Annotated in this window: 21 protein-coding genes; 10 read left to right on the top strand and 11 right to left on the bottom strand. The window is 59.4% G+C overall.

Features of this window, described 5'->3' with window-relative positions:
• Window positions 1-106: 106 nt before the first annotated feature.
• The 3 genes from SBC1_RS29015 to SBC1_RS29005 form a co-directional block, all read right to left on the bottom strand.
• Window positions 107-3,076, bottom strand: coding sequence for an EAL domain-containing protein (locus tag SBC1_RS29015; RefSeq protein WP_165102966.1), 2,970 nt, complete (start codon window positions 3,074-3,076; stop codon window positions 107-109).
• 113 nt (window positions 3,077-3,189) lie between these two features.
• Complete coding sequence (locus SBC1_RS29010) at window positions 3,190-3,984, bottom strand: hypothetical protein (protein ID WP_165102963.1); 795 nt, start codon at window positions 3,982-3,984, stop codon at window positions 3,190-3,192.
• Window positions 3,985-4,667: 683 nt separating this feature from the next.
• Window positions 4,668-5,090, bottom strand: a complete 423-nt coding sequence (locus tag SBC1_RS29005) for a hypothetical protein (protein ID WP_031357205.1) — start codon at window positions 5,088-5,090, stop codon at window positions 4,668-4,670.
• A 313-nt stretch (window positions 5,091-5,403) separates the two neighbouring features.
• Between SBC1_RS29005 and SBC1_RS29000 the strand changes: the two genes are divergently transcribed.
• Entirely contained in the window at window positions 5,404-5,613 is a 210-nt protein-coding gene (locus SBC1_RS29000; RefSeq protein ID WP_165102960.1) for a hypothetical protein, read from the top strand.
• Window positions 5,613-6,860, top strand: a complete 1,248-nt coding sequence (locus SBC1_RS28995) for an EAL domain-containing protein (protein WP_165102956.1) — start codon at window positions 5,613-5,615, stop codon at window positions 6,858-6,860. The genes SBC1_RS29000 and SBC1_RS28995 overlap by 1 nt, the downstream gene beginning before the upstream one ends.
• Here SBC1_RS28995 and SBC1_RS28990 read toward each other — a convergent pair.
• Window positions 6,857-8,077, bottom strand: a complete 1,221-nt coding sequence (locus SBC1_RS28990; RefSeq protein ID WP_165102953.1) for an alpha/beta fold hydrolase — start codon at window positions 8,075-8,077, stop codon at window positions 6,857-6,859. The two genes, SBC1_RS28995 and SBC1_RS28990, sit on opposite strands and share 4 nt — an antisense overlap.
• Before the next feature lie 242 nt (window positions 8,078-8,319).
• Here SBC1_RS28990 and SBC1_RS28985 point away from each other — a divergent pair, with 242 nt between their 5' ends.
• Complete coding sequence (locus tag SBC1_RS28985; RefSeq protein ID WP_165102950.1) at window positions 8,320-9,033, top strand: 1-acyl-sn-glycerol-3-phosphate acyltransferase; 714 nt, start codon at window positions 8,320-8,322, stop codon at window positions 9,031-9,033.
• Window positions 9,034-9,127: 94 nt separating this feature from the next.
• On the opposite strand, the gene SBC1_RS28980 is transcribed toward SBC1_RS28985, so the two are convergent.
• Both SBC1_RS28980 and pcaQ read right to left on the bottom strand, forming a co-directional pair.
• The gene (locus SBC1_RS28980; RefSeq protein WP_165102947.1) at window positions 9,128-9,496 is read right to left on the bottom strand and encodes a PleD family two-component system response regulator; all 369 of its coding nucleotides are present in this window, start codon (window positions 9,494-9,496) and stop codon (window positions 9,128-9,130) included.
• A gap of 313 nt (window positions 9,497-9,809) precedes the next feature.
• Window positions 9,810-10,763 (bottom strand): pca operon transcription factor PcaQ, encoded by a 954-nt coding sequence (gene pcaQ, locus SBC1_RS28975; RefSeq protein ID WP_165104874.1) that lies wholly within the window; start codon window positions 10,761-10,763, stop codon window positions 9,810-9,812.
• Window positions 10,764-10,937: 174 nt separating this feature from the next.
• Here pcaQ and pcaH point away from each other — a divergent pair, with 174 nt between their 5' ends.
• From pcaH to SBC1_RS28960, 3 genes are all read left to right on the top strand, one after another.
• Window positions 10,938-11,648 (top strand): protocatechuate 3,4-dioxygenase subunit beta, encoded by a 711-nt coding sequence (gene pcaH, locus SBC1_RS28970; protein ID WP_165104873.1) that lies wholly within the window; start codon window positions 10,938-10,940, stop codon window positions 11,646-11,648.
• Between the two features lie 2 nt (window positions 11,649-11,650).
• Window positions 11,651-12,241: a protocatechuate 3,4-dioxygenase subunit alpha gene (pcaG, locus tag SBC1_RS28965; RefSeq protein WP_165102944.1), complete on the top strand. Its 591-nt coding sequence runs from the start codon at window positions 11,651-11,653 to the stop codon at window positions 12,239-12,241.
• A gap of 78 nt (window positions 12,242-12,319) precedes the next feature.
• Window positions 12,320-12,625, top strand: a complete 306-nt coding sequence (locus SBC1_RS28960; RefSeq protein ID WP_165102941.1) for a DUF2288 domain-containing protein — start codon at window positions 12,320-12,322, stop codon at window positions 12,623-12,625.
• 344 nt (window positions 12,626-12,969) lie between these two features.
• Here the strand turns inward: SBC1_RS28960 and tssB are convergent, their stop codons facing one another.
• Complete coding sequence (gene tssB / locus SBC1_RS28955; protein ID WP_165102938.1) at window positions 12,970-13,659, bottom strand: type VI secretion system contractile sheath small subunit; 690 nt, start codon at window positions 13,657-13,659, stop codon at window positions 12,970-12,972.
• Window positions 13,660-14,260: 601 nt separating this feature from the next.
• Here tssB and SBC1_RS28950 point away from each other — a divergent pair.
• Window positions 14,261-14,899 (top strand): DotU family type IV/VI secretion system protein, encoded by a 639-nt coding sequence (locus tag SBC1_RS28950; RefSeq protein ID WP_165102934.1) that lies wholly within the window; start codon window positions 14,261-14,263, stop codon window positions 14,897-14,899.
• Window positions 14,896-15,327, top strand: a complete 432-nt coding sequence (gene tssE / locus SBC1_RS28945; RefSeq protein ID WP_165102931.1) for a type VI secretion system baseplate subunit TssE — start codon at window positions 14,896-14,898, stop codon at window positions 15,325-15,327. The genes SBC1_RS28950 and tssE overlap by 4 nt, the downstream gene beginning before the upstream one ends.
• 65 nt (window positions 15,328-15,392) lie before the next feature.
• Here tssE and SBC1_RS28940 read toward each other — a convergent pair whose 3' ends face one another.
• Complete coding sequence (locus SBC1_RS28940; RefSeq protein ID WP_165102928.1) at window positions 15,393-16,466, bottom strand: AI-2E family transporter; 1,074 nt, start codon at window positions 16,464-16,466, stop codon at window positions 15,393-15,395.
• Between the two features lie 236 nt (window positions 16,467-16,702).
• Here SBC1_RS28940 and SBC1_RS28935 point away from each other — a divergent pair, with 236 nt between their 5' ends.
• A complete protein-coding gene (locus SBC1_RS28935) occupies window positions 16,703-17,218 on the top strand; it encodes an OmpA family protein (protein WP_370469694.1) in 516 nt (171 codons plus the stop codon).
• Between the two features lie 9 nt (window positions 17,219-17,227).
• Here SBC1_RS28935 and SBC1_RS28930 read toward each other — a convergent pair whose 3' ends face one another.
• Genes SBC1_RS28930 through SBC1_RS28920 form a run of 3 tightly spaced genes read right to left on the bottom strand, consistent with a single transcriptional unit; the run spans window position 17,228 to window position 22,104 of the window.
• Entirely contained in the window at window positions 17,228-19,249 is a 2,022-nt protein-coding gene (locus SBC1_RS28930) for an acetyl/propionyl/methylcrotonyl-CoA carboxylase subunit alpha (RefSeq protein WP_165102925.1), read from the bottom strand.
• A 49-nt stretch (window positions 19,250-19,298) separates the two neighbouring features.
• Entirely contained in the window at window positions 19,299-20,906 is a 1,608-nt protein-coding gene (locus tag SBC1_RS28925; RefSeq protein ID WP_165102922.1) for a carboxyl transferase domain-containing protein, read from the bottom strand.
• A gap of 16 nt (window positions 20,907-20,922) precedes the next feature.
• Window positions 20,923-22,104 carry an isovaleryl-CoA dehydrogenase gene (locus tag SBC1_RS28920; RefSeq protein ID WP_165102919.1) on the bottom strand — a complete coding sequence of 394 codons (1,182 nt, stop codon included), beginning with the start codon at window positions 22,102-22,104 and terminating at the stop codon, window positions 20,923-20,925.
• Window positions 22,105-22,301: 197 nt separating this feature from the next.
• Here SBC1_RS28920 and SBC1_RS28915 point away from each other — a divergent pair, with 197 nt between their 5' ends.
• A complete protein-coding gene (locus tag SBC1_RS28915; protein WP_165102915.1) occupies window positions 22,302-23,027 on the top strand; it encodes a TetR/AcrR family transcriptional regulator in 726 nt (241 codons plus the stop codon).
• Window positions 23,028-23,132 lie beyond the last annotated feature (105 nt).

Raw genomic sequence — 23,132 nt, 5'->3', positions numbered from 1 at the left:
CTCGCGCCGGTAGACGGGGTTTTGGCGGTGGCCGGCGAGGGATTATGGCAAGGTCGGTGCTTTCGGCCTTATCGGCCGCAACCGCTAAGCCGGAACCTGCCGCCCCTCAGTGCAAACCAGCTTTCACTGCCGTCACATCGAAAGTAAACGCCAGAGTCTTATCCGGCACGACAATACTGTCGATAAACTGCACCACTTCTAAATCCTTCACAAAACTGGCCGCCGACGAAGCGGCCAGAATCGCGCTGCTTTCCTGCGGCTTGGCAATAAGATATCCCTGTACGTAATCCACGCCAATTTCCTTCAGCGCGCGCAGCGTATCCACATCTTCGACCCACTCCGCCACGCTGCGCATTCCAAGATTGCGAGCAAGCGCGACAATAGCCTCAACAATGGCTATATCAGCCGGATGCGCACACATCGTCCGAATAAACTCGCCGTCAATCTTGAGTGCATCGGCGGAAAGATCCTTGAGATATTTAAACGATGTATACCCCGCGCCGAAATCGTCGAGTGCGATCTTCCCGCCCATCTCATGAACCCGCGCGATAAAGCGCTGCGTATTGCCGAGATCGTGCAACGCGACGCTCTCGGTAATCTCGAGACAAAGATAAGGCACGAATTGCCGGAAGCGCGCGAACAATGCAAAGACGTCTTCCATGAACTGCTCGTCATTCAGCGAACCACCACTGAGATTGACGCAAATGAAACGCGTATTAGTAAGCGACGCCTGATGTTTCTCGATCCACTCGAGCAACGTGGCGATCACCCATTTATCGATAGCCGCAATGTTGCCGGATTCCTCCGCCGCCACGATCACCTTGCCGGCGGGCAAAGTCGCGCCGTCGGGCGCGCGCATGCGCAGCAGCACCTCGAAATTAAGCGACTCGGTAGGCGCAGACAACGACATGATCGGCTGCATCACAAGAAAAAGGCCCGGCGGCAACCGGTTGCGCCCCAGCGTTTCAACCAGCTTCAATTCCTCTGCCCGCTCCTCAAACGCCGCCGCACCCTTGCGATACGTCACCATCCGCGCATTCGAACTCTTCTTGGCCTCGCGGCACGCGCGGTCCGCATGCGAGAGCGCGTCCTGCACACGCACACCGTGCGAACACTCCACCAGGCCCACCGATGCCTTCACCTGGAACGCACGGTTGCCGACCTGATACGGCGCATCACTCAACGCACTGATCAAGTGATGACAGCAGTCGATGGCTTCGTCTATGGACATGCCGCCCATCACGCAGACGAACTCGTCGCCGCCAATCCGCCCGAACGGAAACCCGGCTGAAAACAACGCCCGCGTGCGGGTGGCGACCTGCTTCAGGACTTCGTCTCCCGCGCGATGACCGAACAGATCATTGACGAGCTTGAAACGATCCAGATCCACGTACGCGAGCGCCCAGGACGTCCCTTCTTCGCTTTGTGCAGCAATCGCCTTTTCCACGCCGCGCCGGTTGAGCGACCCGGTGAGCGGGTCGTGTTCAGCCAGGAATCGCAGTCGTTCGATCGCTTTAGAACGCTCGGTCACATCCTGCAGCGAGCCTTCGATCCAGCCGTTCGAGCGCGTAGCCTTGAGCAGGAAACGGCGTTCGCCATTGCCCCGCGACGCCGCGCCGCCCATCTCCAGTTCGCCTTCACTCCCCTTCGACGCCAGCGCCTGCAAAGCACCCCAGGCGCCCGATTCAAAGTAGTCGTTCCAGTGCCGCACCCTGTACTCGGTTTTCTGCAACGACAGCATGGTCCGTAACGCGGGATTCGCCCGCACGAAATGACCCTCGCTGTCGAGCGTGAACAGGCCAATGGGCGTCACGTCATACGTGTTGCGCAATTCGGTTTGCGCCTGGCGCCGGTGTTCACGTTCGGCACGCATCTGCTCGGCAATCGCGAAGGCGGCCATCATGCTCGACGACAGCGCGGCCATCACCGTATTTACACCACCGACCAGCAACTTGATGCCGAACGCCGCGCCCATGACTTCGGAAAATGTCGCAAACAGCACGATTGCGAGCGAACCCACATACCACATCACCGTGCGCGAGCGGGTCATCCAGACGAGCCGCGCCAGGAGGAAGATCAGCACGAAGATGCCAAAGCCGGCAACTATCCAGAGCGTCGGGATAAAGCGTGCATAGGGCAACACGATCGCCGCGGCAAGCAGTACGAGGCCGACGTAATGCACGATCCTCAGGAGCCATTTATAACCAATGACCTTCAGTTCGCGCCGGAACAGCGAACTGAACAATGCGGCCGTCAGAAGGTAATACGCCGCGAACGTCAGTTGACGGATGGTCTGCAGGTAATCCGGCGGGATCACGCGACCGAGCCACTCCATGTCCCAGCCCATGGCGTTTGCGCACAACCGCAAGTTGCCGACAAGCCAGACTGCGAAGATTACGTAGGTCCATTCGCGGTTGATCATTGCCGTGACGAACACGAAAACGGCCAGCGTCAGCAGGCCGCCCGCGATCAACCCCGAACTTTCCTGGAAATCGAGCGCGCTCTTTCGCAACATCGGACCGCTCCAGCCGAGCGCGGTAATTTGTGCCGGTCCTGAAAAAGTGCCGCGGCACAGCACATTGACCGACTGCGCGAGATGACCGAGATGCAGCGCGAAACCCGCCTTGATGGGGGTAAATTCGTTGGTCGTGGTCAGGCGGTCGGCGCTGCCGAGCGGCTGCATGGTAGATGCAATCCAGCACGACAGCGTTTGCGCATGGCGCGAGGGCAATTCCACGTACGTGGGCTGGTCGCCGCTCATGTTGGGCACGGCGAATTCGAACCAGAACGGTGTTTCGGCGAGCTGCGTGTTGAACCGGTTCGACAAGACCGCGGCGGGGATCCGCTCAAGTGCGGTAGCGGGATCGAGCGTTCCGGACGGGTCCTTCAGGACGTGAAGGGGCAGTGTGACACCCCCCCTTGAATCGAATTGGGGCGTCCCCCACACTAGCGTGGCAAGGGTGCCGAGAGCAATCAGTGTCGGGACGATATAAACGGCGAACGCGTACAGAAACCGGTCCATATTCGACCCGGTATATCCGGACTTCGCCCGCGAAAATAAGGCAACCGACGCCATACTTTTTAATCCCCCGTGTTGCACGACAGATGTCGCGCCGACGGCGGCGAAACAACAATGAATCGCCGCCGTTTCTTGTGGCCTCGGTCAATGATCGGCCGGGCTATCTTCTATTACCTGCCGTAAGCAATTTGCGGTGCCTCCGGGCATCGTACCGGTTCCTGCTGGAAAGATAAATCCGACGTCCGTAAATCCAGATCCGGATGATGCGTATGCACCATAAACTGGAATAACGGATGCTTCGCTTCCTCCCAGCGGCGCCGCGCCGCCATCACGTCTTTTGCAAGTACCCTGTGCGGCAATCCGCCAACATGCGCCATCGGCAGGAATTCTCTTTCTCCGAATACATCTTCGAACAACATGCCTTCATATTCCCGGTCCAACGGGGCACGCGCGGTAATAACCATATAGTCGACCAGCTGCTGCTCGCAATAAAGCCACAAAGCCTTGCAAAGCATTACCTTGACAACACGGCCCACACCACCGCCCGCCACACCCAACCGGGTTGCTTCCGCCAGCCGGCTGCCGGCCAGCCAGTCAGGCAGACGCACCGATTGTTCCACGGCCAGCGGCGCGTATTCATTCGTTTGAATGCGCATGGTACCCAGCGGCGCGCCATCGAGCTTCGATTCCGCAAGAAGCACTGCCACACCCGGGTCCCGATCGCATTCCTCAATGCCCAGTTTCTGGGCAAAAGCCGGCAAATGCCGGCCATAAGCCATGCGCCGGATCTCAACGACTTTCTCAAGATCGGCGTTTTCACGAACAATACGGATCGTGAAAGGCATGGACTCGCGCTTCTCTTGAGCGCGTACAACCGCCCGCTCAAGCAGCCCCGCGCGTTCACCGTGTTCAATATGCCCGTTGCGAAAAACGCTGCTTTGACCTGCCTTATTAAGCTGTTCCATTTTGTGCTACCCCATTTTTGGCGAGAAGGAGGACGCCGCGGAACGTTTGACTTCACGCAAACGAATCACACGACGGATTTAGTCTCGCCCAAAGGCAATTGATGGGGTGCGTGCTACCAAATAAATCTCTAAAGAAACTTCAAAAAATTCTATATTTTCAGTGCTTTTCGCGTTCGACGGCCCTAATCACCTTCCCGAATTTCGTATTATGAAAAATTTCAGCTGGTAAGTATGTGTCGCGCGCGTGAAACAGAACTGCTTTTTTGCCATTAATTATGGTTAGAAAAATCTAATGCCATGTTTTCGCCTCGGCTGCCTCCGATGCTGCACCGTTCGAGTGCTCATGCTTATATAACGGATTTTTTGTCGGCGACTTTATATCGAGAGTGAATTAGTGGGCAAGCGAAACGGCTGGAATCGCGAGCCGGAAAAAATGACCCGCTCACACACGTACAGTTTATTAAACTGACGAATACGGCGACGTAAATAAGCCCTTATAGCACTATGGAATTTCGATATGCAAAGATGAAGCTATTCAAGGGTGCTATGTATTCGCGCTTCAGGAACCGGAACAGGTTCCACCTGAAGCGCCAACCGGTGCCGGTTCTGCAGAATGAAGAAGCGTGGGGAACAGCGGATGGGGGCGCATCCGCTGACTTGTCGACCGTAGGCCCCGCTCTTTCTCAATCTTCGTCGTCGAGCCAGGGGATATCCACGTCGGTGATGAACGCCACCATCGCGAGCGGGCGCCCTTCCTGACGGCCGATCTTGCCGTCTGCGCGTTGCCATTCGCATCGGAACACGGTCGCGGGGGTATCGGCCATCAAGGTCACGGTGCGTAGCTCGTCCGGGTCCGCGTCTTCCACCGGGCCATCGAGCGACACCAGCAGTTGTTGCGGCCACATGCCGTCAGCCGGATCGTAGATCTTGTCGCCGTCATGAATCACGACAAACGCTTCCACGCCGATGGTCGCCGAAGCCTCCACAATCATCTTGCCAAGCGCGCGCAGCACAGCCGTTGCGCGGCCGGAGTTGGCCTGGCGAATCGCGAGGTCGCCGCGCGTCAGCGCCTGCTCCAGCTTCGGGTTGGTTTTCTGTTGGGCCATCGGTTCGCCTCCGTAACTTGATTCACTATTCGACGAGCATCGCCCGCCGGCTTGCAAGGCGCGATCGTACCATTCCTGTCCCAAATTTACCGTGCGACAGGCCTTCCCCGGCATTTTTAGCATCCCGCAAACGCCCGCCCATCAAAGCGGCCGGCGCCCGGCCAACACGTGGCATGATCCCTTCACGCTCAAGCTGGCCGCCATTTGATCCGATAAGATGTTGTCCGGCCTCAAGCGTTGCCGAGCCCCGTTCTACTCACCCCACTCGTCCCACTCGTCCCACTAGTCACATTCACACGCGCAGACCAACATCATGTTCGAACTGTTCCTGACTCGTGTTTGTGCAGCCGATCTGACCGGGCAGGCTCTCCGTTGTTGCATGGCGGCGCTGGCAGTGTTGCCCGCACGGCTCGTGCCGTTCATCGTGCGCGCGTTTTCGCTATTCGTCATGGGAGGTGTTGCACTAGCCGGCATGGCCGTGCCGACCGGTAACACCTGTCGTCTCCCGGCAGCAGCGTCCTGATGCGGCGTGCACTCGGGAAGCCTCCCCCGCAAGCCGCGTTCGACGGCATCGCGCTCTATTCGCACTTCCAGCCGATCTACAGCTTGCCCCACCAGCGCCAGGTCGGCTATGAGGCTTTGTTGCGCGGCGTTGCATCGGCGGGCGACTTGCTGGCGCCGCTCGACCTGTTCGCGAAGGCGATTGTGGCGAGCTCGACCGGCGCACTCGACCGCCTGAGTCACGTCACCCATTTGCACAACGCCGCCAGATGGTTGCCCGGCCAGACCTGGCTGTTCCTGAACGTGACACCGGCAAATTTCATCGACCCCGGCTATGCGCGGCAACTCGCCGAACTCGCGCGTGAATCGGGCGTGCGGCCGGAAGAAATCGTGATCGAGCTGCTGGAGTCGGGTGGCAACGACGTCTGCGCGTTCGCCCATGCGACCCAGGCATTCCGGTCACAAGGCTTTCTGGTGGCAGTGGACGACTTCGGCGCCGGGCACTCGAATCTGGATCGGTTGCTGACCTTGCGGCCGGACATCGTGAAACTGGATCGCAGCCTCATCCACGCGCATCAGCCGGACTTGCGCGAGTCGGTCATGCCGAAGCTGGTGAGCCTGTTGCACGAGGCAGGCATGCTGGTGGTTGCCGAAGGCATCGAGAGCGAGGAGGACTTGCTGCTGGCGGCGCGCTCGGGTGTGGACTTCGTGCAGGGTTTCCTGTTTGGCCAGCCAGGTCCCGGGCGCTCGCCCGAGGAAGCCGCGACGCAGCAGATCGAAACCGTCTTCGATACCCTCGCCCACACGCGCCAGACCCGCGAGCTTGCCATCGACTTGCTGCTGATGCCGTATCGGACGCGCTTTGCGGAGGCGGCTGAACGAATGTGGGCCGGCGCGTTGCCGGAGCGTGCCTGCGAGGATCTGCGAGCGCTGCCATGCACGGTAAGTTGCTTTTTCCTCGATCAGGGCGGCCGCGAGTGTATCCCGATGATCGAAGGCGCCGGCACGGCCCCGATCGCTGCGCGCCTCGCCCCGCTGAGCAAACCGTCGATCGGCCGCTGGGACAACCGGCCGTATTTCGTCGATGCCCTCGCGCATCCGCAGCGGCTGATGGTGAGTGCTCCGTATTTATCGGCGACCGGGACCGGGCTCTGCGTGACGCTGTCCATCTTCATCATCTATCGCGGCGACCCGCTCGTGTTTGGCGCGGATCTGGACTGGGAGCGTCTCGCCGTATCGGCGGACGGATTGCTGCCGCCTTCAGCCTAGCTTGAGGTTGGCGCCGGGGTTGGCGTCGGCGTTGGCTTCGCGGCCAGCGTTCGCGCTAGATACTCGCCGCCGGCTTTCAACGCTGTCACGTTGCCGGGTTCGAAGGTCCAGTGACCCGCGGCATCGACAATGGATAGCTGCGCGCCCGGCCATACGTCGGCGAGGGCCTGCGCCTGATCGGCGGGGCACACCATGTCGAAGCGTCCATGAACAAGCGCGCACGGCAGATGCGCAATCCTGGCAATACGCGGCAACAACGGCTCCGGCGGCAACTCATGCGCCATGTAGTGATGCTCCAGCAGCGACATGGAGATCGCCGCGGCGTTGGCCTCGCGGGTGGCTTCGGGGGTCGCTGGCTCAGCTTGAGTCGGATCAGCCTGGGGCGCTTCGGGCATCGTGGCGTTGGTTTGCGCGACATCGGTTTGAGCTGCTATGACCGGGGCCTCGCCTTTCACGTCGCCTTTCGATTCGTCGTCTTTTGGTTGGTCCTTGAGCGTTTGGTCAGTGCCCTTTTTCGACGCCGGTTTGTTCACCACCGATAACGTCGCCTCGAAGCCCGACCACGCACGGGCGAGCTTGATGCCCGCGTCATCGAAACGAGCGAGCGGCGCGCCGGTCAGCGCCAGAATCTCGGCGACGCTGCGCGGGCGCTGGCCGCTCGCGGTCTCGATGGCATCCAGGAACGCCCGGTGTGCATCCGGAAACACGCGCTGTACGTCCCACAGGAACCAGTCGATGTCCTCCTTGCGCGCGAGGAAAATCCCGCGCAGCAAAAAGCCGAGACAGCGTTCGGGATGCGTCACGCCGTAGCTGAGCGCGAGCGTCGTGCCCCACGAGCCGCCGAACAGCGCCCATTTCTCGATGCCGAGCGCGACCCGGAGCTTCTCCATATCGTCGATAAGATCATTCGTGCCGTTGTGCTCTAGCTTGCCGAACGGCGTGGATTTGCCGCAGCCGCGTTGATCGAAGAAAACCATGCGCCACTTCGACGCATCGAGCACATCCGCCCACTTCAGGTTCATCGCACCGCCGGGACCGCCGTGGACGATCAGCATCACAGGGGCGTCCTTGGGACCTTGCGCACGCCAGTACATGGCGTGGCCATCGCCGACGTCCAGCATTCCGTCCTCGAACGCAGGCGCCGGCTCATCGACTGGCTTGGCACCCTCTCCATTCGTCAACTCGCCCTTCACTTCGCTGTTTGCTTCGTCCGTCATTGCAACTCCGTTAAAGAGAGACCGGTGCCTCTCTGATTGTCATCGGGCGGGTAGCATGGAGGCGCGCTCAGGGCTGCACCCGGGACCGTGCCCAGGACTGAGTTTGGGACATGAGCCGCCGCACACGCTATCCTTCGGGTTTCGCATGTCGCGCTCAAACGTCGGGCCGGTCACCGTACCCCAGGACGCTTTGCAACCCGCCGCACCCCTTTCGCCCCATTTTTACCATCATCCATTTTTTAATGCATCGAACCTTCGTCAAGTGGCTATTCGCGACCTACCTGCTTGGCAGCGGTACGGTGTGGTCGATCCTGATTCTGCCTCTGTTTCCGTTCGTCGGCCGCAGCGGGCGTTATTGGCTCGCCAAACAATGGTGCCGCGCGATGGTCAAAATGATGCGCGTGATCACGGGCGTATCGTGTTCAGTCGAAGGGCTGGAGAATCTGCCGAATGAGCCGTTCATCATGCTGTGCCGGCACGAGTCGACATGGGAAACGCTCGCATTCATGGCGCTGTTTCCGCGCCGCATCAGCTTCGTATTCAAGAGCGACCTCAAGCGCATCCCGTTCTTCGGCTGGGTGCTGAAGGGCCTGGACATGGTCAGCCTGGATCGCGGTTCGCCTCGTCAGGCGCATCAGGCCGTCACGCGCGAATGCGCCGAAAAGCTCGCGCTGGGCGACGTGGTGGTGATCTTTCCCGAAGGCACGCGAGTGGCGCACGACGCCCCGCTCAAGCTGGCATCGGGCGGCGTGAGGCTTGCGTGTTCCACGCAAGTGCCCGCCGTGCCGGTCGTGCACAACGCCGGCAAATACTGGCCGGCGAAAGGCTGGCCCGATCAACCCGGGCATATCCGCGTGATCGTGCTGCCGCCGTTGCCCGCCGATTGCGTGGTGCCTCAAGAGTTGAACCGGCTTGCGCAAGACCGGATGGAGAAGGAGCTGGCGCGGCTCGCCTGAGCCAAGCGCGGCTATGGGCAATGAGCGCGGTAAGTGCAGTAAGTGCAATAAGTGCGGTAACGCCGCCGGGCAGGCAAAACCGCAGCGCGCGGGATCAGAACGGGCGGCGGCGCTTCGCGGCGCACAGGCGGTCCACCGCTGACAACAACGCTTCCGTCTCGACGGGCTTCTGTAAATAACCGTCGTAGTGAACGAAAGCCGGCGGGTGCGGATGGCCCGAGATCATCAGGAAGGGAATGTGTGCGAAGGCCGAGTTGGTCTTCATGGTCTGGCACAACAACGCGCCGCCTAGCCCCGGCATCATCCAGTCGGATACCACGATATCCACGCTGTGCTCGCCCAATAATGCAAGCGCGCCGTTACCGTCGAACGCAGACAACACGTTGCAGTCCGCAGACTGCATGCACAAAGTCCAGGCTTCGAGGGTGGCGGGGTCGTCGTCGACGAGCAATACGGTTTTCATTTTGCTGGCGGCTTTGATGAGCGTCCCAGTGATTGAAGAGTTGCGGAGTCAGACAGCACGAAGCGAACTTTGGTTGCACGCAAATTCTGTTGCGCTTGCTTACAGTATGGTTGTTTGCAGCGCTCACACGGTGCTAGCGTGGTCCGCTTTGAGTAAGCTTCAAGCCGGCTTTTCGCGGCAGCATTGCGCGTGCCTTGAACGCTGCGTGGCCCAGCCTCGCCCACTTATATAGCTTTTGTCGCACGTATGCTAATGGGGTTTTGCCGATCCCACATTTGCGGTAACAAGTGCCTGCGGCAAGCCTCCATACAAGCTATTTCATACCGATACGAACCGCCTCGCGCTGCCTTCCGGCCTCCCGGATTGCATCGATCAGACTGTCCAGTGCAGGCGATCGCACGCGGTCATGACGGAGTATCAGGCCGATGGGTTCATCGGCGCTCGCGAAGGGCATTGGCAAGCGGGCAAGCAGCTTCAATTCGATGTCATGTTCAACCACGCTCGACGGGACGAACCATACCGCGTCGTTGTGCAATGCAAGAGCGCGCCCAAGCGACACCGACAAGGTTTCAATCAGCGAACTGAGCGCCTGCGCGCCGAACGCCGTCAACACGCTTTCAGCGGACTGGCGAATCAGTGTTCCAAACGGCGGTACGACCACCGGAAAGCGGGCAAGCACCGACGCCGTGATATTGCTTTCGTGCACGAGTGGGTGATCGCCGCGCACGACGACCGTCAACGGCTCACGGTACAACTGCTCGAAGGTCATCCCCACCATGGCTTCAGGTTCGGACAGACGGCCGATGACCAGGTCGGCATCGGCGGATTTCAGGCGTTCGAGCAACTGCGAGTTCGACCCGGTCCATACCCGCACGGAGACATCCGGCCAGTGCGCCCGAAACGCGACAAGCGTGGGCGGCAGCAACGCGGGCGCGACCGTCGGCAGGACGCCCAGCGCGACCGTGCCGGGCATCTCGACGCCATGCCGCGACAACTCATCCACGCCTTCCCGCAAAGCCCCTACGCAGGCTGCAGCGTGCGGCGCGAACAGTCGGCCTTCGCGCGTGGGCGCGGCGCCTCGGCGGCCGCGTTCGAACAGCCGGACGCCCAGAATGGATTCCAGCTCGCCTATAGTCTTCGATACCGCCGGCTGCGTGATCGAGAGGCTGTCGGCGGCGCGCTGCACACTGCCGAATTGCGTCACCGCCAGGAAGCACTGCAGATGGCGGAACTTGATCCGGCCGCTGGTCAGGTTGGCGAGCGGCATGACGGGCTTATTCAGCTTGTTCGGCGTCCCCGCCAAGACGGGCGAGACAGGATTTTTAGCCATGACGATCAGTTATGTCTGAATGCATAAAACGTCATTTTCCATAACTTCACGGCTTCGATAAAGTGTTGATTCACATTTTAAAAGTCGGAGACAGAAAAAGTGACTACCCCCGTGACTTCCCCCTCCCTCATCCTGACGCCGCGCGACTGGGATTCCCACCCGCCGTATTGCCACCCGGGCTACAAGTCCTCCGTGCTGCGCAGCCCGTCGCGCCCGCTGATCCCGCTGAAAGAGAACCTGAAGGACCGACGCGTGCCGGTATATGGCGCTGACGATCTCGGCAAGCTCGATCATGACCTCACGCGCAACGCGGCGAAGAACGGCGAGCCGCTGGGCGAACGCATCATCGTGACGGGGCGCGTGCTCGACGAAGGCGGCCGGCCGGTGCGCAATACGCTGGTTGAGATCTGGCAAGCGAACGCGGCTGGGCGTTATGTGCACAAAGCCGATCAGCACGCGGCTCCGCTCGACCCGAATTTCCTGGGCGCCGGCCGTTGCCTGACTGACAACGAAGGGCGGTATCGCTTTCTCACGATCAAGCCGGGCGCGTACCCGTGGGGCAATCATTCGAACGCCTGGCGTCCCAATCACATCCACTTCTCGCTGTTCGGCGACTACTTCGGCTCGCGTCTTGTCACGCAAATGTACTTCCCCGGCGACCCGCTGCTCGATCTCGATCCGATTTTCCAGGGCACGCCGGAACATGCGCGCAGCCGGATGATTTCGCGCTTTTCCATCGATACGACCGAGGAAAGCTATGCGCTCGGTTACGAGTTCGACATTGTGCTGCGCGGCGCAAACCAGACCCCGACGGAGGCTTGAACATGACCACCTACAAACAAACGCCGTCGCAAACGGTCGGACCGTATTTCGCTTATGGCCTGTGTCCCGAGCAGTACAACTTCGACCTGAAGAGCTTGTTCACGCCGTCGATTGCGGATCGGGAATCGGTGGGGCAGCACATCAGTATCGTGGGGCAAGTGTTCGACGGGGAAGAGAAAGTGGTCGGTGACGCGGTCATCGAGATGATTCAGGCCGATTCCATCGGCCGCTATGTGAGCACGCCGGAAGAGGCGCGCAAGTCGGGTTTTCGCGGTTTCGCGCGGGTGGGCACGGGAACGGACCCGGAGTTGCGCTTCGTCGTGGACACGGTCAAGCCGGGCAGCGCGGGGGGTGATTCGGCGCCGCATATTGATGTGATCGTGTTGATGCGCGGCATGTTGCTGCACGCCTATACGCGCATTTATTTCGACGATGAAGCCGAGGCCAATGCACGCGATGACGTCCTCGCGCAGGTTCCTGCCGAGCGGCGCGCAACGCTGGTCGCCAAGCGTGAAGCGGGCACGTCGAATACGATTTATCGCTTCGATATTCATCTGCAAGGACCGAAGGAAACCGTTTTCTTCGATCTTTGAGCGGTTGCTGGCAGCCAGGCAGAGCGTCCGGCGCGATGGTTTATGATGTCGGACGCTCGAACTTGCCTGTGATTACCTATGAAAGACGCTCAGTCCGCTAGTCCGCTGTATCTCAAACTTTTCGCCGAAACCGCGCAGATCGAATGGTCTGAACTGCAGCGGTTTTTTGCGCGCGGCGTGTTGTTGAAAGTGGCTCGCGATATTGATCTGGTGAGTGTGGCCGAAGCCGTTGCCAGCGATGACACGAAGCAGGTCACCGAGTGGTTGTCGGCCGGGTTGCTCGAGCGTGTGGAGCCCGCGGTGGCCGAGGATCTTGCTGCGCGGAATCCCGAACTGTGGGCTGTGGTGGTGTCGCCTTGGGTTTGCGTGCAGGAGCGTGGGTGAGGGTTTGCTGAAACACGCTCACCTCCCAACGCATTGAACAACGTCGCATCGAACCTGTAGACATCTTGCGTGATGCGGCAGCCGGCAATTATTGACCATCGCTGCTTGAACCCGTGGCGGATTCAAGCCCGCCCGATCCATCTCCGTCAGCACGGAATTCAGCGCGTGAGCAACTGCACTGAACGGCAAATACCAATGCGCAGGAAGACCCGTGACATCAGTCGCGAATACTCCGCGAAGCCGATCCAGTCGCGGCCAGATGCCCGGGAACCGATCACCGAGACGTTTCACATAATCGGCAAGCCGTCGAACGCTATCAAGATCAATGGGAAGTAAATGCGATGTCATCGTGATGGTTGCTCCCGTGGAACTTCATTCGCCGCTACAAGCTCCTGACCAACGAGATCGAACTTGAGGGGGACATTCGCCGATAACGATTTCCTCGGCACCACGCGGCGCCAGTCTCGATCGTTTTTCGGGTTGCGGAAGAATCCCACGATCGCTATGTATTCCGTGTCCGGCCGCATGGGTTGCGATAGGCTCGCAGCGCTACCGGGGTTGACGACTACTCCTGTTGTGTCTTGAAGGTCCGCGCTCAAAACAGCTCGCTCGTTTTTCAACAGGTCGTCATAGGACGCTCCATCGAACGATTTACGATCCTTTAGCTGATACACGCGAACGGCTATGAGCCGCTGCAACTGCGGAATCTGAGCAGCCACGCTTTCCGGTTCGAAGTCCTTCATTGACTTGAAGCCCAGCGCTACGCTCGATCCTGGGTTATCTCCTTCCAGGGCATTTTCCAGATCCACCTCAATCTTCGGATTCAGCTCAGCGAGAACCGCATCAAAGTTGCTCTTATTGACGTCGATCCTTTTCCTCTCGGCGAGTGCATCGCTCGCCTGTCCCGCGCTGTAGTCACCCATGACGAGAAGTTTGAGAGGCAGTTCAACTCGCTCCAGCGAGCCGCCAGTGTGCAGGTCCACGGAGATGGAAATTCGGGCCTTGGGAATTTCCCGTTCAAAGTTATCAGACATGACTTCGTGGCCCTGTATTTATGACTGTGCAGCCCGCGTATAACGCTAACCACGAACTAAGGAAAAGGAGAACGCGGACTACGCGAGCACGGCTGAAGTGATGAAACGTCTGGCCCTACTCGTCAAAACCCGCTTTGAATCGACGCATGGTTGTCTTTTATTACAACAGGCTATTCAAACGTTAGTCAACCGGTTAGGTATCCGATTCGATCTAAACGACCGATCAAATTTTTATAAAAAATAAAATCCCCTTTAAACTCAATGCACATGGGAAGACATGTGAAATTTCAACACCGACCAATTCCAACAAGGTCGTACAGGTACAGCGCCACCACCTGAAACGCAGTTTCAATTTAATCCGTTCGTTGTGCAGGCTATCTCTTTAATAGACGGAACCGCGTAGTTCGTGTTTAGAATGCTTCCCCCAATAAGCCAACAAAAAATTAATCGCTATGCGGACTTTCAAACCGCTCTGGCATGAAGGTCTGATACTCACGCCGCAGCATTTTCAACAGCAAGAACAGTGGCTTAATTTCTCGCACCGTCAGTTCGCCTCGCTCGCCGTGGCTGAACCACTCAGCGCGAACCCGACGGGGTTTCAATGCGCGCACTGCTGCGCGATACCGCTCTCGAAGTCTCACTGCTTTCGCAAGACACTACCGAGCATTCCGCCTTCGAGTTACGGAAACGCTGCCTGCAAGTTGTAGATGATTTCGATCGGGCGCTGCAAGCGAAGCAGTTTCCTCATGACGTGCGGGAAGACGCTGTTTATGCGCAATGCGGGCTGCTGGACGAGACCGCGTTGAGATGTCTACCAGAGGACGAGCGGTCGAAATGGGACGCTCAACCACTGCAGGTTGAACGTTTTGGGAATCATGACGCTGGCGAACGGATTTACGAACGAATTGCCGTTCGCGTCCGGGAGATGCCACCTAACGTAGCACTCCTGGAGTGCTACGCATCGGTCCTTGGCCTCGGGTTCCTCGGCCGCTACGCGCACGACAGTGAACACAAGCGCACTGAATTGGTGAACCTGCTGAACGAGCGCATCCTGAGAGCGCGGCCACAACGCGGTGGCTTCGTCATTGACACCGTTAGCGGCTCCCGCCTTGATTGGTTACGTCGGCTTTCGCCCTGGACCATCGCTGGAATCGTATCCGTCACAGCGGCCCTGGTCTGGTTCGTACTAGGGCAGTCGCTCGACATGCAATTGGCTAACCTACCCCGCCTCAAGCCATGACGAAATCCGGGCCTTCCCTTTACGACATGCTGCTTGGCCATATCAACGGCGACGCACTTGATGACCACGACGACAACACGCTCGAGATCCTGAGCGTACTGGAGAACCTCAGGCGCATCCTGAATACGCGCGCGGGAACGCTCAAACACCTTCCAAATTATGGGCTCCCCGATCTGACCACCGTCTACAGGAATCTGCCCGTGTCAGCGCATCAGCTCAAGGCCCAGATGGAAGCCACGTTGCTGATCTACGAGCCGCGCATCCGTTCAATAGACGTGGAATTGATGCCAGCGCAACCAGGGATGGTGGTCAGCTACGAAATGACCTGCCACCTGAAAAAGCGCGGTCTCGTGCGCTTTGGAACGCACTACCAGCCAGAAGGACGGACCCTTCTCGCGTGGCTGCCACCCACTACGAGCAACACTTAGGTCGCGCTGCTGCAGGCATCTTCATCCCGCCAGCGGCAGCGCTTGTGCTGCCTCAATGCATCTGGTCAATGCACCCAGTCATTCCAAAGCACGACCAAAATCGTCATCAGCGCCGGTCCGATAAACAATCCCACCAACCCGAACGTTTCCGCTCCACCCAGAATCCCGAACAGCACCAGTAAAAACGGCAATCTTGTCGCGCCGCCGATCAGCGCCGGCCGCACAGCGTGCTCGGCCACCAACACGACCACAAATCCGAACACTGCAACACAAGCCGCCGCTATCATCGCGCCCTGCGAAACCAGCCACAAGGCCGCTCCGACGAAAACAATCGGCGCACAAAACGGCAGCATCGCAGCGATGGCGGTCAGCATGCCAAGCAACGTGGCATGCGGCACACCGGTCACGGCATAGGCCACGCCAAGCAACGCACCCTCACCCAGACCCACCACCACCAGCCCGGTCACGGTGCTGCGAACCGATTCAGCCATACGCCGCGCGAGCGATGCACCGTCCGAACCGAACCCGCGTCTCGACGCTTCGAGCAACTGTTCACCGAGTTTCGACCCCGCCTTGAACAGGAAAAACAGCGTGACGAGCATGAAGGCGAACACGACCAGCCCGTGCGCCACCCGACCACCGAAGTGCCGGGTCATGGCGACCACCGTTGCGCTATGAAAATGCTTCGCCGCTGGCGATGAACCAAGCGGCGTAGCAAGATTGTCCTGCCACCATGCCGATATCTGTTTTGACCCCGCCGGCAGATGATTGACGAGATCAGGCATGGGAATGCCCGTGCTCAGCGATTCGTGGAACCAGCGGATCAGATCGCGGGCTTCGCTTCCCGCCTGTGCCGCGACCAAAATAAACGGCACCACGAATACCAGGCCGGTCACCACGGTCAAACTCACCGCGAGCCAGGTGCGATGCGCCTTGAACATCGGCCGTTGTTCCAGCCAGGTCAGCGCCGGCCATAACGCAATGGCGATCACCGCGGCCCACACCACCGCTGGAATGAAGTCGCGGATCATCCAGATCGCGACGGCGACGAGCACCGCGTAGAGCAACCCCGACGCGGTTCGTTGCAGACGCCGCGTGCGGTCCTTTTTGTCCGCAGAGGTTTGATCGCGTGGAATCATATAAAACGCCCTTGTTATTTCTTCTTTAAGTGAAAGCACACAAACCTACTTCAAACCAGTCTTTCCGAGTCTTCCAACTGGTGCCAACCCTGCATTGTAAGTCGGGCCGGTATCGGCCAGAATCAAGGCGAGAGCGCTTTCAACCGGCTTTCCAGGTGTTGTTCTAATTTCACACTCGGCCATTTCGGTTTCCCTATAATCGGAACCCGCCCAGGCATCCGTTCAAGAGACATGCAGTGAAAGCTATCCAAACGATTGTGAACGCGTGTGCAACCACGGCCTTGCTGGCCGGCTGCGCTTCCGGCCTGAATCGGTCAAAGGAAGAAGCACTCAACCAGAAGGTCGGCATCGTCGTCCATCCGGTGCGCGAGGGCGTGGAGCTGCGTCTTCAGGAATCAGCGCTATTCGACTTCGACGAGGCCTCCATGCGCCCCGAAAGTATCGCCGTGCTCAATCGTGCAGCCATTCTGCTCAAGCGCAGCACGCGCCCGATCATGGTCGAAGGGCACACGGACAACGTCGGCCCGTTCGACTACAACCAGACACTGTCCACGGCGCGTGCCAATGCCGTGGGCGATGCGCTAGTCGCACGCGGCGTTCCTGCCGCGCGGATCAAGACAAAAGGGATCGCATTCTTGCAACCGATCGCGACCAACGACACGCCCGAAGGGCGTGCGTTGAACCGGCGCGTGGAGATTATTGTGAAGACGGAAACTGAAGACACACTGCTGGGGAGTTTGAAAACGAAATAACGCGCAGCGTTATTTCGTGGGCTGCACTTCCATGACCAATAGCTGGGCGCCATCGGTAACCTGATCACCAACGCTAAACAGGATCTCGCCGACCGTGCCGCCCGCTGGCGCAACAATGGTGTGCTCCATCTTCATGGCTTCCATCACCAACAACGGCGCGCCCTTCTCGACCACCGCGCCCACGTCCACCAGCACCGCGATCACTTTGCCCGGCATCGGCGCCGTCAGGCGGCCTTCGCCATGCTCGGCATCGGCCGCATGAGCCAGCAGGTTCTGCCATTCGAACGCGAGCGACGCTCCGGCGTAGAACACGTGAAACACATCGCCGTCGATAAACACGCGCCCCTTGATCCGCTTATCGCCGATCAGCACGACAAATGCATGCGGCTCATCCCCATGCGACCAGTCAAACGTGAGGGTTTCGCCGAATAATTCGAGTTGTTTGTTATCGGCGCGGCCTGACGTTGAATCGCGTGTAAAAACGGCCAGAATTTCATCGTCCGAACCGACCAGACGCCAGTTCAACGCCTGCGTGTAACCGCCGCTCATGCGCCAATGAGACAACGCATCCCACGGCGACACGCCATGCGCCTCGCCGCCTTCACGCGTGAGCAGCGCGGCGCAAGCCAACGCGAGCGCCTGCGTTTTTGGCACTGTCGACGGCGCGAACAACGTATCGTGATGACGTTCGATCAGGCCCGTATCAAGATCGGCCGCCGAGAAGGGCTCACTGACAACAATCCGATGCAGGAACTCGATATTCGTCGATGGCCCCACCACCTCGCATTCTTTCAATGCCAGCGCCATGCGCAGCAGCGCATCGTCACGATCGCGGCCATGCACAATCAGCTTGGCGATCATCGGATCATAAAACGGGGTGATGGTATCGCCTTCACGCACGCCGCTATCAATGCGCACGTTGCCATTCAACTGGAATTCGACCGCTTCAGGCAAACGCATATGCTTGAGCGTTCCCGTCGATGGCAAGAATCCGCGCGATGGATTTTCCGCGTAAATACGCGCTTCGATCGCGTGGCCGCTCACCTTCAACTGATCCTGCAACAACGGCAACGGTTCACCACTCGCCACGCGTAGTTGCCACTCGACCAGATCGAGGCCCGTCACCATTTCGGTCACCGGATGTTCCACCTGCAGCCGCGTGTTCATCTCCATGAAATAGAACTGGCCGTCCCCGGTCATGATGAACTCGACCGTTCCCGCGCCCACGTAATTCACCGCGCGTGCGGCGGCGACCGCGGCTTCGCCCATGGCCTTACGCACCTCATCCGAGAGGCCAGGAGCCGGCGCTTCTTCCAGCACCTTTTGATGCCGGCGCTGGACCGAGCAATCGCGATCGAAGAGATACACAGCGTTGTTATGCTGATCTGCGAATACCTGGACTTCCACATGCCGCGGACGCAGCAGATATTTTTCGATCAACACACGATCGTTGCCAAAACTGCTCGCGGCTTCACGCTTGCATGACAAAAGCGCTGACGCGAAATCCGCGCTTTTCTCGACCACGCGCATACCCTTGCCGCCGCCGCCCGCGCTTGCTTTCAGCAGCACGGGGTAGCCAATGCCATCGGCTTCCTTTTGCAGCAGCGCAGGGTCCTGGCTGTCGCCGTGATAACCCGGCACCAACGGCACAGACGCCGATTGCATCAGCGCCTTGGCCGCCGCCTTCGATCCCATCGCGGAAATGGCCTCGACTGGCGGTCCTATGAACACCAGCCCGACTTTCTCGCAAGCCCGAGCAAAGTCCTCGTTCTCCGACAAGAACCCATACCCCGGATGCACGGCCTGCGCACCGGTTTCCAACGCGGCGTTGATGATCTTTTCAATCCGCAGATAACTCTCAGATGCAGCCGCACCACCCACGTGCACGGCTTCATCGCAGATGGCAACATGCTTCGCCTGGGCATCGGCGTCTGAATAAACAGCCACGCTGCCCACGCCTAATCGTTTGCAGGTTGCGGCCACACGGCACGCAATCTCGCCGCGATTCGCAATCAGTATTTTGTTGAACATGACGAAGCCTGAAAGTAGAGATCAGTTTGCAAGGGCGCGCTCTGCATGCTCACATCCGGAACACGCCGAAACGCGTGTCCTCGATAGGCGCATTCATGGAAGCCGCCAGCCCAAGCCCAAGCACATCGCGGGTCTGCGCCGGGTCGATCACGCCGTCGTCCCACAGGCGTGCGCTCGCGTAGTACGGATGCCCCTGTACTTCGTACTGCTCGCGAATCGGCGACTTGAAAGCCTCCTCCTCTTCCTTCGACCACGTGCCGCCCTTGCCCTCAATACCATCACGGCGCACCGTCGCGAGCACGGACGCCGCCTGCTCGCCACCCATCACGGAGATGCGCGCGTTCGGCCACATCCAGAGAAAACGGGGTGAATACGCGCGGCCGCACATGCCGTAATTTCCCGCACCAAACGAGCCGCCGATAATCACCGTGAACTTCGGCACCTTCGCCGTTGCAACGGCCGTCACCATCTTTGCGCCATTGCGCGCTATGCCCTCGTTTTCGTACTTGCGCCCGACCATGAAGCCCGTGATGTTCTGCAGGAACACGAGCGGAATCTTGCGCTGGCAGCACAGTTCAATGAAGTGCGTCCCCTTTAACGCGGACTCCGAAAAGAGAATGCCATTGTTCGCGATGATGCCAACCGGATGGCCCCAGATATGCGCAAATCCGCACACCAACGTCGTGCCATAACGAGCCTTGAATTCATCGAAAGCGGAGTCATCGACAATGCGCGCGATCACTTCGCGAATGTCGAACGGCTTGCGGGTGTCGGCGGGAATCACGCCGTAGAGACTATGCGGATCATGACGCGGCGGCAGCGGTTCCCGCAAAGCCACCGGCGATACCTTCACGCGATTCAGATTGCCGACAATGCTCCGAGCAATTCCCAGCGCATGCGCATCGTTTTGAGCGAGGTGATCGACGACGCCCGACAACCGTGTATGCACGTCACCGCCTCCAAGATCTTCCGCGCTGACCTCTTCGCCGGTTGCCGCTTTCACGAGCGGCGGACCGCCCAGAAAAATCGTGCCCTGGTTCTTCACGATGATCGATTCATCGCTCATTGCAGGCACGTATGCGCCGCCCGCGGTGCACGATCCCATTACCACTGCGATCTGCGAAATGCCCTTCGCCGACATGTTCGCCTGGTTATAAAAGATGCGGCCGAAGTGATCGCGATCGGGAAATACATCGTCCTGATTCGGGAGATTCGCGCCGCCCGAATCGACGAGATACACGCACGGCAAGCGGTTTTCTTCCGCAATCTCTTGCGCTCGAAGATGCTTCTTAACCGTCACCGGATAGTACGTGCCGCCCTTCACGGTTGCGTCGTTACAGACGATCACGCATTCTTGCCCCGCGATCCTGCCAATGCCCGTAATCACGCCGGCACCGGGGGCGTCGTCGTTGTACATGCCGTAGGCGGCCAGTTGGGACAACTCGAGAAACGGTGTGCCCGGATCAAGCAATTGCGCGATGCGATCGCGGGGCAGCAGTTTGCCGCGCGACATGTGTTTGTCGCGAGCAGCTTGTCCGCCGCCCAACGCAATCTTCTCGACCTTTTCCTTCAGATCCGCGACAAGCGCTTCAAGCGCCGCCGCGTTCGCGCGGAATTCGTCGCTGCGTGGATTCAGTTTCGATTCGATAATCGGCATAGGTTTGTCCGCTCGCTCAAGCTGTTTCAGCGAACAGTTCGCGGCCAATCAGCATGCGGCGAATTTCACTGGTACCTGCGCCGATTTCATACAGCTTCGCATCGCGCCACAGGCGACCGACCGGGTACTCGTTGATATAGCCATTGCCACCGAGAATCTGAATCGCTTCGCCGGCCATCCACGTCGCTTTTTCAGCCGTGTAGAGAATCACACCCGCGCAATCCTTGCGGACCTGGCGGCCATGACCTGCACCGAGCGTATCGAGTTGACGTCCCACCGCGTAGAGATACGCGCGGCACGCCTGCAAGGTCGTATAAAGATCGGCGACCTTGCCTTGAATCAGCTGGAATTCGCCGATCGCCTGACCGAACTGCTTGCGGTCGTGGATGTACGGCACGACCGCGTCCATGCACGCGACCATGATGCCCGTCGGGCCGCCCGCGAGCACCGCGCGCTCATAGTCGAGACCGCTCATCAGCACCTTTACGCCGCCGTTCAATGCCCCAAGAATATTTTCCTTGGGCACTTCCACGTTCTCGAACACGAGTTCGCCGGTATGCGACCCGCGCATACCGAGCTTGTCGAGCTTCTGCGCGACAGAAAAGCCCTTCATGCCCTTCTCGACGATAAACGCCGTAATACCCTTCGCGCCGGCTTCGATATCCGTCTTCGCATAGACCACAAGCGTGTCGCAATCCGGCCCGTTGGTGATCCACATCTTCGTGCCGTTGAGCACGTAGTGATCGCCCTTTTCATCGGCGCGCAGCTTCATGCTGACCACGTCCGATCCGGCGTTCGGCTCGCTCATTGCCAGCGCGCCGATGTGCTCGCCCGACACCAGCCCCGGCAGATATTTGCACTTCTGCGCTTCAGTGCCGTTGCGATGAATCTGGTTCACGCACAAGTTGGAATGCGCGCCATACGACAAGCCCACCGACGCCGACGCCCGCGAAATCTCTTCCATCGCGACCATGTGCGCCGTATAGCCCATGTTCGCGCCGCCGTACTCTTCAGAGACCGTCATGCCGAGCACGCCGAGATCGCCGAATTTCTTCCAGAGGTCCATGGGAAACTGATCGGTTTTATCGATCTCAGCGGCGCGCGGAGCAATCTCCTTCGCGGCGAAATTGGCGAGCGAGTCGCGCAACATGTCGATGTCTTCGCCCAGGGCGAAATTCAGACCGGGTACGTCGTTCATGCGGGTCTCCTTCTTCGGGGTATCGGCTTGGGGGCGGCAGCGTGGTGTCGACAGGATCAAATGATTGATCAAACTATGAGCCGCACTCACACTCGGTAATTTCCATGATGGATGGCAGTTTCACGCCGAATGGCACTTCCCGTCAATAGGGATTTGAGCTACGCTCACATCTGGTTCATCATCGCGTACGCCTTTCTATGTCCTCCACTCCTGTCACCGGAAATCGCCGCACGCCCGCCGGCGTCAAGTCGCAGCAACGCGTGAAGGACATTCTTCAGGCCGGCCGCGACGTTTTCGCCGAAAAGGGCTACGACGCCGCCACCAGCGCCGAAATCGCCCAGCGTGCGGGAATTTCAGAGGCAACGGTGTTCAGCTACTTCAGCGGTAAAAGGGAGTTGTGCGCGAGGGTGATCGCGGATTGGTATGACGAGATCATCGAGGCATTCGAATCCGGCCTGCCCCGCGACGGCAGCGTGCGCCAGCAGTTTGCGTTTATCGTGAGGACGCATTTGCGGCTGATGCTAGTGAACGGAACGGGGTTGTGCGCGCTGGTTTTATCGGAGGGGCGGACGAAACATCATGACCTCGGCGACGCGCTCACCGACCTTCAACGCCGCTATACCGCGCCGCTAATGAACGTGCTCGCACATGGTCAGACAGTAGGCCAGGTTCGGGCAGACTTGCCGTTGCGGCTGATGCGCTCGCTGGTCTTCGGACCTATGGAACACGTGTTGTGGGACGCGGCGCTGGCGAAGCGACATCTGAGTCAGGCTCAGATCGATACGACCGCCGATGAACTTATCGACGTGCTGTGGACGGCGCTACAGCCCCCCGCTGCCAGCCTGACCGCGCTTGCGCAGTTCAGACAGGAGGTGGAAGACGCATCGCGACGGTTTGAAGCGGCGGCGAGCCGGGAGAAATGAGCGTGCTGACACTCGCGGACGCGGGTCGCGCAGACAGTTAGTTGCAAATCTGCCTTAAAGAATAATCCACTATCCCCGCCCATTCGCAGGGCCAAAACCGCCAGA

The organism is Caballeronia sp. SBC1, from assembly GCF_011493005.1.
In the GTDB taxonomy this organism is placed as follows: Bacteria; Pseudomonadota; Gammaproteobacteria; order Burkholderiales; family Burkholderiaceae; genus Caballeronia.
The sequence above is the reverse complement of the archived record's forward strand: the minus strand, read 5'-3'. Positions and strand labels throughout refer to the sequence as shown.

Bases quoted from the DNA above. Each gene is read 5' to 3' on its own strand.
- SBC1_RS28950 (WP_165102934.1), top strand. From the start codon at position 14,261: ATGCGCGCACTGCTGCGCGATACCGCTCTCGAAGTCTCACTGCTTTCG.
- pcaQ (WP_165104874.1), bottom strand. From the start codon at position 10,763: ATGCCGCTCGCCAACCTGACCAGCGGCCGGATCAAGTTCCGCCATCTG.
- SBC1_RS28915 (WP_165102915.1), top strand. From the start codon at position 22,302: ATGTCCTCCACTCCTGTCACCGGAAATCGCCGCACGCCCGCCGGCGTC.
- SBC1_RS28985 (WP_165102950.1), top strand. From the start codon at position 8,320: ATGCATCGAACCTTCGTCAAGTGGCTATTCGCGACCTACCTGCTTGGC.
- SBC1_RS28925 (WP_165102922.1), bottom strand. From the start codon at position 20,906: ATGCCGATTATCGAATCGAAACTGAATCCACGCAGCGACGAATTCCGC.
- SBC1_RS29010 (WP_165102963.1), bottom strand. From the start codon at position 3,984: ATGGAACAGCTTAATAAGGCAGGTCAAAGCAGCGTTTTTCGCAACGGG.
- SBC1_RS29005 (WP_031357205.1), bottom strand. From the start codon at position 5,090: ATGGCCCAACAGAAAACCAACCCGAAGCTGGAGCAGGCGCTGACGCGC.
- SBC1_RS28960 (WP_165102941.1), top strand. From the start codon at position 12,320: ATGAAAGACGCTCAGTCCGCTAGTCCGCTGTATCTCAAACTTTTCGCC.
- SBC1_RS28990 (WP_165102953.1), bottom strand. From the start codon at position 8,077: ATGACGGACGAAGCAAACAGCGAAGTGAAGGGCGAGTTGACGAATGGA.
- SBC1_RS29000 (WP_165102960.1), top strand. From the start codon at position 5,404: ATGTTCGAACTGTTCCTGACTCGTGTTTGTGCAGCCGATCTGACCGGG.
- SBC1_RS28995 (WP_165102956.1), top strand. From the start codon at position 5,613: ATGCGGCGTGCACTCGGGAAGCCTCCCCCGCAAGCCGCGTTCGACGGC.
- pcaG (WP_165102944.1), top strand. From the start codon at position 11,651: ATGACCACCTACAAACAAACGCCGTCGCAAACGGTCGGACCGTATTTC.
- SBC1_RS28940 (WP_165102928.1), bottom strand. From the start codon at position 16,466: ATGATTCCACGCGATCAAACCTCTGCGGACAAAAAGGACCGCACGCGG.
- SBC1_RS29015 (WP_165102966.1), bottom strand. From the start codon at position 3,076: ATGGCGTCGGTTGCCTTATTTTCGCGGGCGAAGTCCGGATATACCGGG.
- SBC1_RS28920 (WP_165102919.1), bottom strand. From the start codon at position 22,104: ATGAACGACGTACCCGGTCTGAATTTCGCCCTGGGCGAAGACATCGAC.
- tssB (WP_165102938.1), bottom strand. From the start codon at position 13,659: ATGTCTGATAACTTTGAACGGGAAATTCCCAAGGCCCGAATTTCCATC.
- SBC1_RS28980 (WP_165102947.1), bottom strand. From the start codon at position 9,496: ATGAAAACCGTATTGCTCGTCGACGACGACCCCGCCACCCTCGAAGCC.
- tssE (WP_165102931.1), top strand. From the start codon at position 14,896: ATGACGAAATCCGGGCCTTCCCTTTACGACATGCTGCTTGGCCATATC.
- SBC1_RS28930 (WP_165102925.1), bottom strand. From the start codon at position 19,249: ATGTTCAACAAAATACTGATTGCGAATCGCGGCGAGATTGCGTGCCGT.